Annotated in this window: 13 protein-coding genes; 11 read left to right on the top strand and 2 right to left on the bottom strand. The window is 48.5% G+C overall.

Features of this window, described 5'->3' with window-relative positions:
- The 11 genes from QD47_RS28810 to QD47_RS33565 all read left to right on the top strand — a co-directional run.
- Positions 1–821: phage late control D family protein (locus QD47_RS28810; protein WP_044649351.1), on the top strand; the 821-nt coding region annotated here is incomplete at its 5' end.
- A gap of 1 nt (position 822) precedes the next feature.
- The gene (locus QD47_RS28805) at positions 823–1,350 is read left to right on the top strand and encodes a phage baseplate assembly protein V (protein ID WP_052647015.1); all 528 of its coding nucleotides are present in this window, start codon (positions 823–825) and stop codon (positions 1,348–1,350) included.
- Entirely contained in the window at positions 1,350–1,751 is a 402-nt protein-coding gene (locus QD47_RS28800; RefSeq protein ID WP_044649350.1) for a phage tail protein, read from the top strand. Before QD47_RS28805 ends, QD47_RS28800 begins: the two co-directional genes overlap by 1 nt.
- Positions 1,748–2,098, top strand: coding sequence for a GPW/gp25 family protein (locus QD47_RS28795; RefSeq protein WP_044649349.1), 351 nt, complete (start codon positions 1,748–1,750; stop codon positions 2,096–2,098). The genes QD47_RS28800 and QD47_RS28795 overlap by 4 nt, the downstream gene beginning before the upstream one ends.
- The gene (locus QD47_RS28790; RefSeq protein WP_044649348.1) at positions 2,082–3,212 is read left to right on the top strand and encodes a baseplate assembly protein; all 1,131 of its coding nucleotides are present in this window, start codon (positions 2,082–2,084) and stop codon (positions 3,210–3,212) included. The genes QD47_RS28795 and QD47_RS28790 overlap by 17 nt, the downstream gene beginning before the upstream one ends.
- Positions 3,205–3,765 (top strand): phage tail protein I, encoded by a 561-nt coding sequence (locus tag QD47_RS28785; RefSeq protein WP_052647013.1) that lies wholly within the window; start codon positions 3,205–3,207, stop codon positions 3,763–3,765. The genes QD47_RS28790 and QD47_RS28785 overlap by 8 nt, the downstream gene beginning before the upstream one ends.
- 1 nt (position 3,766) lies before the next feature.
- Positions 3,767–5,335, top strand: coding sequence for a tail fiber protein (locus QD47_RS30350; RefSeq protein ID WP_052647010.1), 1,569 nt, complete (start codon positions 3,767–3,769; stop codon positions 5,333–5,335).
- A 16-nt stretch (positions 5,336–5,351) separates the two neighbouring features.
- Positions 5,352–5,732: a hypothetical protein gene (locus tag QD47_RS28770; protein WP_044649347.1), complete on the top strand. Its 381-nt coding sequence runs from the start codon at positions 5,352–5,354 to the stop codon at positions 5,730–5,732.
- A gap of 249 nt (positions 5,733–5,981) precedes the next feature.
- Positions 5,982–6,272, top strand: a complete 291-nt coding sequence (locus QD47_RS28765) for a hypothetical protein (protein WP_044649346.1) — start codon at positions 5,982–5,984, stop codon at positions 6,270–6,272.
- Between the two features lie 2 nt (positions 6,273–6,274).
- The gene (locus QD47_RS28760; protein ID WP_044649345.1) at positions 6,275–6,544 is read left to right on the top strand and encodes a phage holin family protein; all 270 of its coding nucleotides are present in this window, start codon (positions 6,275–6,277) and stop codon (positions 6,542–6,544) included.
- A complete protein-coding gene (locus tag QD47_RS33565) occupies positions 6,541–7,164 on the top strand; it encodes a peptidoglycan DD-metalloendopeptidase family protein (RefSeq protein ID WP_052647008.1) in 624 nt (207 codons plus the stop codon). The genes QD47_RS28760 and QD47_RS33565 overlap by 4 nt, the downstream gene beginning before the upstream one ends.
- 50 nt (positions 7,165–7,214) lie before the next feature.
- Here the strand turns inward: QD47_RS33565 and QD47_RS28750 are convergent, their stop codons facing one another.
- Both QD47_RS28750 and QD47_RS28745 read right to left on the bottom strand, forming a co-directional pair.
- Complete coding sequence (locus QD47_RS28750; RefSeq protein ID WP_044649344.1) at positions 7,215–7,400, bottom strand: hypothetical protein; 186 nt, start codon at positions 7,398–7,400, stop codon at positions 7,215–7,217.
- A 12-nt stretch (positions 7,401–7,412) separates the two neighbouring features.
- Positions 7,413–7,604, bottom strand: a complete 192-nt coding sequence (locus QD47_RS28745) for a hypothetical protein (RefSeq protein WP_044649343.1) — start codon at positions 7,602–7,604, stop codon at positions 7,413–7,415.
- Positions 7,605–7,824: the final 220 nt, after the last annotated feature.

The raw sequence follows: 7,824 nt of genomic DNA, 5'->3' as shown, positions 1-7,824 counted from the left end.
AGGAGAAGAAAACGAAGGCTTGGGAGTCGGTGACGCTCAAGTCTATTGCTGCTGAAATCGCCAAACGCGCGGGCTTCACGTTGATGTATGAGGCTCACGGGAACCCAAAATACGACCGCCAGGATCAGACGGATGTGTCTGACCTAGCTTTTTTAAATGACTTGTGCAAACAGGAAGGCATCGCCTTAAAGGTGACTGGCAAAAAGCTAGTCCTGTTTGATGAATACGTTTATGAGCAAAAACCGCCTGCGTTGACGATTGAGCGCGGAGTGTCGGACATTATCAGCTACGGGTTCACCTTTTCGACTCAGGACGTAGCATATGCAGCCTGTGAGGTCAGCTATCAGCCAGCAGCAGCCAAAAAGAAATCTTCCAAGAAAAAAGACGATAAGAAGGATGAAAAAAAGGACGATAAGGACAAGACCAAGGCTGCTACAACCGCCGCTGATTCCAAGGAAACTGATAAGGAATCGAAGACCAAAAAGAAGAAAGAAAAAGCGGAGCAGCCAAAGCCGATTAAGGTGATTTATCGTCCGCCTGGTGCTCCGAAAGATGGGCCAATCTTAAAGGTTTCCCAAAGTGTAGGCTCGCAGGCGGAAGCCCTTAACGCAGCTCGTAAGAGTCTCCGTGAAAAGAATAAAGAGGCTGGTAAAGCTACTTTGTCTCTTATGGGGAATGTTGGCCTTGCTGCCGGGATGACCATCACTATAAAAGGGTTTGGAAGATTCGACGGCAAGTACATTATTGTTTCTGTTACTCATACTGTTGGCGGATCCGGTTATACGACCAATCTGGAAATCAGGAAAGTTTTGGGGTGGTGAAATGGCAAATGAAAAATTAAATAGAATCGGGGTTGTCTCCAGTGTAGACACCGAAACGGGAAAAGTTCGGGTGGTTTTCCCTGACATGGACGACATGGTTTCCCCGGAGCTGCCACTTTTAACAACTGGGACTGGCTGGGGTCTTTCCAATGCGATGCCAGAGCCGGGTGACAATGTGGCGTGTATTTTTATCGGGAATGGACGACCAGATGGAGTTTGTCTTGGTGCGTTATATGACGGCAGCTATGATATGCCTGCAGATCAATCGCAGCGTGGTATCTATTTTGAGGATGGAAGCCATGTGTACTTTGATAAGACTACAGGCTCCATAGAGATCAATGCGGTTGGTGCTGTAAACGTACAGGCCAAGACCGTAAGTATACAAGCGGATTCCGTGCAAATTACAGCCCAAACCGTAGAGATTAACGCCAGCAGCGTAAACATAAATGCTCCAGCGGTCCGGTTTGGTGGTAATGTAACGGTCGTCGGTTCGGTAACTGAATTGAATGAGCCGATAGGAGGTGCGTGATGGCAGCTAAAATAGGTAGCTATGGCAACATTGCTTTTGTTGTTACGCCGAAGGTGATTCGTACATTTCGCGAGCTTACCCGGTCTAGCGCCAGCCGTTGGGCTGACCACGAAATTATGTTGAAGAAGCCCAAAAGCCAGTTCTTAGGGCCGGGGTTGGATACCGTGACATTTACGATGTACTTTGCTGCATGGCACGGCACCAATCCACGTAAGGAAATGGATAAGCTGGTTGACTGGGATCGAAAAGGAAAAGCCGGAGCGTTGACAATCGGCGGTAAAAAACTGGGGGTGGGTCTGTGGGTTGTAACGGGGCTTGAGCAGGCTTGGACGCACGTGGATAACCGAGGGAACCTATTGTCTGGAACCATCAACATAACGCTAAAGGAGTACGTTAAATGAGCCAGTACAACCTTACGTTATCCGGTACCCAGCCGATTGACTTCGCACCAGCTACCACGGAGGCGGAATTGCGACAAAACCTGTTTACACTGCTCACATCCTGGCGCGGATCGGTTGTATTGAATCGACAGTTTGGGTTTGATCCAGCAGCATTGGACGAGCCGACAGAAGTTTCCAAGGCACTTATTACGTCGCAAATCTATGAATTGGTCGGTGAATATGAGCCGCGAATATTAATTCAAGAAATCCAATTTGTGAATCCGCAGGACGACCCCGACAGCGGGCGGTTAATCCCGGTCGTATATTTTGACGAGCAGGAGGTGAATGCGGATGAGTACACTGGCTGAGCTGCCGGATATTGATTTTGTCCAGGCTGATGTTAAGGCAATGCAGGATTCCCTTATTTCCCTTTACGAATCAATCGCAAAGAGGCAGCTTGCCCCTGCCGATCCGCTTCGTATTTTCATAAATGCGATAGCGTACAAAATGGTAATGCAAGAGGTTAAATTAAATCAGGTCGCCAAGGGGCAACTACTCCGGTATGCGCGCGGGGATGTGCTGGACCATTTGGGAGCCTTCGTGGAAACACCGCGTTTAGGTGCTGATTATGCCGTTACCCTAATCCAGTTCACATTGTCCACTCCACTGCCGAATGTCCAGATTATCCCCGCAGGGACCCGTATAGGTCCAACCGAAGGCGACGGAACCATTTATTTTTCTACCAAAGAAGCGGTATCCGTCCCGATTGGTGACGTAGTAATTACAGTGGCAGCAGAATGCAATGTGTCAGGGACGGAAGGCAATGGATATATCGCAGGCCAACTCACGACACTGATTGACCCACTCCCTTATGTAGCATCTGTAACCAATCTGACCGAAACATCGGGCGGGGCTGCCGTTGAGGACAATGACCCATACCGCGAGCGGATTCACATTGCCCCGGAATCGTTTAGTGTAGCGGGTCCAGATGGTGCGTATGCATATTGGGCCAAAACTGCTAGTGCATCAATAGCAGACGTACACGTGGATTCGCCAAGTCCTATGCAGGTGGTGGTTACCGTATTGCTTGCTGGCGGGGTCATCCCCACACAAACCGTTCTTGACGAGGTGTTTGCAGTGCTGGATGATCGGACGCGACGACCTCTGACAGATAAGGTTACTGTCAGAGCGCCCACAACAGTCGATTACAATATTGATCTGACTTACTACATTCGGAAATCGAATGCTACAGACGTAGTGAGTATTCAAAAGGCCGTAGAGGCCGCTTTATCTGAATACAAGCTATGGCAAAAATCACGATTAGGTCGAGACATAAACCCATCGCAGTTAACGCATATGCTTGTTGAGGCTGGAGCTTCGCGGCTTGATATTCGGTCGCCCGCTTTCTTGGAGTTGGGTTCAAGTCAAGTCGCCAAGGAAGGGACTGTGGCAATAACTTTCGGGGGGCTTGCTGATGATTAAACTGTCTGAATTAAGCCTATTGGACCTGCTACCTGATAACTTGCGGACAGATAAGCAGGTGCGTGATGCGGCAATGGCCTTCGACGTTAAGATGGATGAGTTAACCGCAAAAATCCAGAAGGTTAATTTATTCGGGCGCACTGATTGGACGGACGAAGAAACTGACGAATTGGCTTGGCAGTTCCATGTGGACTACTACGACCCTACATTGCCGCTTGAGCAACGCAGGGAGCTTGTCCAGCAGTCTATACCACTCCATCGCCGCAAGGGTACACCGAGCGCTGTAGAGGACCTAGTGACGACTATATTCGGATACGGGAAAGTGGAGGAATGGTGGGAGTATGGCGACGATCCGGGCTATTTCCAGGTTGTTGTCTCCAACCCGAAGGCTACCGAAGAACAGGCGCAGCAGTTTTTGGAGGTTGTCGAGTCTGTTAAGCGGAAAAGCGCCCACCTGCGCCGCGTTGTTGTCTTGGATTCGGCAAAGGGCACACATTACTATGGTGTAGGTACACAGCAAGTGGACTTCATCAATTTAAGGCAGGTGAATTAAATTGGCTTTCGACGGAATCCAGATTACTAATCGTGGTCGAAATCTGCTGGCAAAGGCAGAAGCTGGACAGACCAAAATAACATATACAAAATTTTCAGCGGGGGACGGGAAGTTAGCTGGGCAAATGCCGATTGCATTAAAGGCCCTCATCAATGAGAAAATATCCTTCCCAGTCAGTCGTTTGAAAATACAGTCTGAAAATGTGGTCGTGCCTGGATTCGATTTCAGCAACCAAGGTATTTCCAACGGGTTTTTCTTCCGCGAGGTTGGACTATGGGCGACTGATCCAGACTTGGGCGAGATCCTTTACGCGTACGCTAATGCGGGTGAGGGAGCCGAGTACATTGATGCTCAAAATACTTCCGCCGTCCTAAAAAAGCTCTTTAACTTTGAATTGACGGTCAGTAATGAATCGCGGGTAACTGTTGTCGTGGATGATACGATTATATACGCCACTCCGCAGGACGTAGCTGATGCGTTGAAAAATGCCAAGGACTACACCGACACTAAGATAGCTGATGTAAAAGTTCCGGATGCCACCACTACAGTAAAAGGTATTGTCAGACTCAGCGAAAATTACAAGGACAACCGTTCCACAACCGTTCCGAATAGCAAAGCTCTTTCGGATCTGTATACTGCTTCTATGGCTGACAAAGGCAAGGTTTTTATGGATGATTTTGATTTTTTGCTGGCTCCAGGTGTGTGGCGGGTTGATAGGTCTACTTTTACGCCTGCCACGGATCATAGTCCACCGGGAGCATATCCTAAGGGCGGCCTATTTGTTGCAAAATCAGATGTGACAGAAGGGCTTGCGGCTGTCCACCTGTACGTAGACGATACAGGTGGTATTTTTAAACGAGTAAGGACAGTTGCTGGAGCTTGGACAACTTGGAGCGAATTAGCCGACAAGAATTACGCAGCTCCAAAGCAACATAGTCATACGGCATCGGACTTGCCCTCTGCGTCAACACAGGCGCGGGGCATTACACAGCTTAATACGTCTACCAACAGCACTGCTACCGATCAGGCAGCTACACCGTCTGCCGTTAAAGCGGCATATGATCGGGCTGACCAGGCTTTTACGCAAGCCAGTAATGGGAAAAACGGTATTACTGCCGCCATTACTGGCAAAGGAGGGAACGCCAACTCAGGGATGACCTGGGATCAGTTAGCGGCAGCAATAACGAACCTACCAGTAAAACGCTTTGCGTCCGGTACATTTAACGGTCAGAGCGTGACTGCGTCGAGTTGGGGTCAATCTGTGGAAATGACCATAGCTGTCGCTTTACCTTTTACCGTGCGCCGAATTTTTGTGAGGGCCGTTCTTTCGGACGTTTCCAGCGGCGCCGGATCATACCCGAATCAGGTAGATGCGTTCGTGATGACTTCCAACGTATTTAACGACAACAAAGGCGCCATAGGATGGAGGAATAACTCCATCGGAATTGGGTACCTTGAACCTCCGATACAAGGGTTTAGCGTAAAATTGTCTGGTAGCAAGATAGACGCGTACGCTGGTGGTTCACCCATTGCGAAAATCGCCGCTTATGAGTGGTGGGCGTTCGAATAAGAGAGGATGAAGTGAAATGAGTAAAATCGGGCCAAAGGTATACTATAGAAAAACGACAGGTGAAGTTATTTACATCACATCCCAAGTCGAATCACCTTGGGCGGTAGAAACGACGAAAGAACAGGATATGGGATTTTACCCACAGCTCAAAGGGTTTGACCCGGAACAAGTGGACGTGCTCAAGCTGGAGTTTGATAAATATACGGAAGACTTCACACGCGCAAAGTCGTATTGGGTAAATCCGGATACTGGCAAGCTGGAGTTTGCTTATGTGGACACTGGAGAGTCAAAACCCGATTATCAAGCCCCATTGACGGAGCAGGTGAGCGACCTCAAGGCGCGCCAGGATAGTACAGAGGCCGCTTTGCTTGCTCTTATGGACGTTACAAAAGCTTAATGGAAGGAGGTGAAGCCTTATGTATGGGTTTTTGTTGAATATGTGGACTATGAACAAAGTCGATGAACAACGACTAATTTCATACACACCAAAATTTATTAGTGAGGAAGAACAAAAAGCGATCCTAGCAACACCGCAAAAAAATTAACCAGCGTATCCAATCGGATGCGCTATTTTTATGCCCTCACAATGGTTGGGGGCTTATTTTAGGTCAGGATAATTTTCCTGAGCAGAGAGACGGGGAGAAGGATGGATATTACAGTTATTTTTTCGTTAATTGCTGCGATTAGTGGGATTATTTTAGGGTGGGCCGGGCGCAGCAGATCAATGAGGCAAGACATCATTCAAGAGGCGGGAGCGGAAGCTTTGCAACGTGCGGATGTTGATTACATCAAGCGCGGCGTGGACGACATTCGGCTCGAACAGCGGGTGCAGGGGCAAAGGATTGATGCCTTATCCGAACGGGTTACGCGGGTTGAAGAATCAGCGAAACAGGCTCACAAACGACTTGACCGAAAAGAAGAAACAGGAGGAATTTAACTATGGATTGGAATATGGTATATGGTCTTATTGACCCTAAATTACTTATTGTGGTGGCGGTTTGCTGGGTTATTGGATACGGATTGAAGAAGACTCCAAGAGTGCCGGACTGGAGCATTGTGTATATTGTCACGGGTGTTGCTGTGCTGCTGACTATCTGGATGATTGGTTGGGGGCCGCAGGCCATCATTCAGGGCGTACTAGCTGGAGCGTTTGCAGTGTACGGTAACCAAATTGTCAAACAGGCGCGGAAAGGCGGTGGTGAACAATGAACCCATTTGAAGGATATAGACTCACATCGCCCTTCGGCTACCGCATTCATCCGGTGGACAAGGTTAAGAGGTTTCATCGTGGCGTGGATTTGGTCATTACGCCGTCTAACGGACCGATAAAGGCATTTGTTGCTGGAGAGGTGTTGCACGCCAAGATGGGCGTAACTGGCTCCGGGTTTGGCAACATGGGAAATGTGGTGGCTGTCAAGGATGATACAGGCCACTTGCACGTATATGCTCACCTTTCCAGTGTGGCGGTTAAAGTTGGTCAGCAAGTCATGAGAGGGCAAGTAGTTGGCAATCAGGGCAGCACTGGTAAGTCAACCGGGCCGCACCTGCATTATGAGGTACGCAAGGCGTACAGTCCGTCTTTTGGCTGGACGCAAACGGAGGCGGGTGTCGTGGAGCCGACACAGTATTTAAAAGATTACTACGCGCAGCAGCGTGGGGAGGATGATGAACAGGTGGACAAAGCAAAGGTAATCGTAAATGGTAAGAGTATTGAGGATGGCGTGCTGATTAACGGTAAAACCTATGTACCGCTGCGGGCTGTCGGTGAGGCATGGGGCGCTACAGTGGAGTGGGACAACAAGACCAATACAGCAACAGTTAATAAGTAATGTACGTAAAAAAAGCTCTGCTAACCTTAATTGGTCGGCAGAGCTTTTTGTTATTTGCTTTGTACACGCTCAAATATTTCGATACTCCGCTGCATCCCCAAACTGTGTGCAGCTCCTAAATGACCTCTCAATATGCTTATATCGTCATCGTTTGTCAGGTCTAATGCCATTAGACCATGTTTGTGGTGACGATCCAATATGGATTTTAGCAGGTCATCAAGTGCATTATTACTCATGCCCGATCCCTCCTATTTTAATATTTTGCCAATCAGCTTAAACAAGTCAAACGAGCTACGGTTGTACACCGCCTTACGTGGGTTTCTGAGCCATCCCCAACCGCGTGGCATCTTGAGTCCTGCACGATGGACAAGCTGCCTCTTGAGGCTGGTACGAGCTGCTATACGTTTGTTTAGACTGGGTTTGCGTGGACCGTACTTCATACTGCATTCCTCATTTCCGAATGGCATCTATAGCGATGTTCGCCCCTTGATACATCCCCAAACTATGCGCGTCTGCTAAATATTCTCTCAATATTTTTATCCCATTGTCGTTGGACAAGTCTATGGTCATTATCCCATGTCTACGGTGCCGATCCAATATGGACTTTAAAAGATTGTCAAACTCTTTATTAATCACGGGAATCCCTCCAGACCTTTACCG

The organism is Paenibacillus terrae (assembly GCF_000943545.1).
Lineage (GTDB): Bacteria > Bacillota > Bacilli > Paenibacillales > Paenibacillaceae > Paenibacillus > Paenibacillus terrae_A.
Note: the sequence above shows the minus strand (reverse complement) of the source record. Positions and strands in the feature narration are given on the sequence as shown.

Bases quoted from the DNA above. Each gene is read 5' to 3' on its own strand.
- QD47_RS28805 (WP_052647015.1), top strand. From the start codon at position 823: ATGGCAAATGAAAAATTAAATAGAATCGGGGTTGTCTCCAGTGTAGAC.
- QD47_RS28800 (WP_044649350.1), top strand. From the start codon at position 1,350: ATGGCAGCTAAAATAGGTAGCTATGGCAACATTGCTTTTGTTGTTACG.
- QD47_RS28795 (WP_044649349.1), top strand. From the start codon at position 1,748: ATGAGCCAGTACAACCTTACGTTATCCGGTACCCAGCCGATTGACTTC.
- QD47_RS28790 (WP_044649348.1), top strand. From the start codon at position 2,082: ATGAGTACACTGGCTGAGCTGCCGGATATTGATTTTGTCCAGGCTGAT.
- QD47_RS28785 (WP_052647013.1), top strand. From the start codon at position 3,205: ATGATTAAACTGTCTGAATTAAGCCTATTGGACCTGCTACCTGATAAC.
- QD47_RS28770 (WP_044649347.1), top strand. From the start codon at position 5,352: ATGAGTAAAATCGGGCCAAAGGTATACTATAGAAAAACGACAGGTGAA.
- QD47_RS28765 (WP_044649346.1), top strand. From the start codon at position 5,982: ATGGATATTACAGTTATTTTTTCGTTAATTGCTGCGATTAGTGGGATT.
- QD47_RS28760 (WP_044649345.1), top strand. From the start codon at position 6,275: ATGGATTGGAATATGGTATATGGTCTTATTGACCCTAAATTACTTATT.
- QD47_RS33565 (WP_052647008.1), top strand. From the start codon at position 6,541: ATGAACCCATTTGAAGGATATAGACTCACATCGCCCTTCGGCTACCGC.
- QD47_RS28750 (WP_044649344.1), bottom strand. From the start codon at position 7,400: ATGAGTAATAATGCACTTGATGACCTGCTAAAATCCATATTGGATCGT.
- QD47_RS28745 (WP_044649343.1), bottom strand. From the start codon at position 7,604: ATGAAGTACGGTCCACGCAAACCCAGTCTAAACAAACGTATAGCAGCT.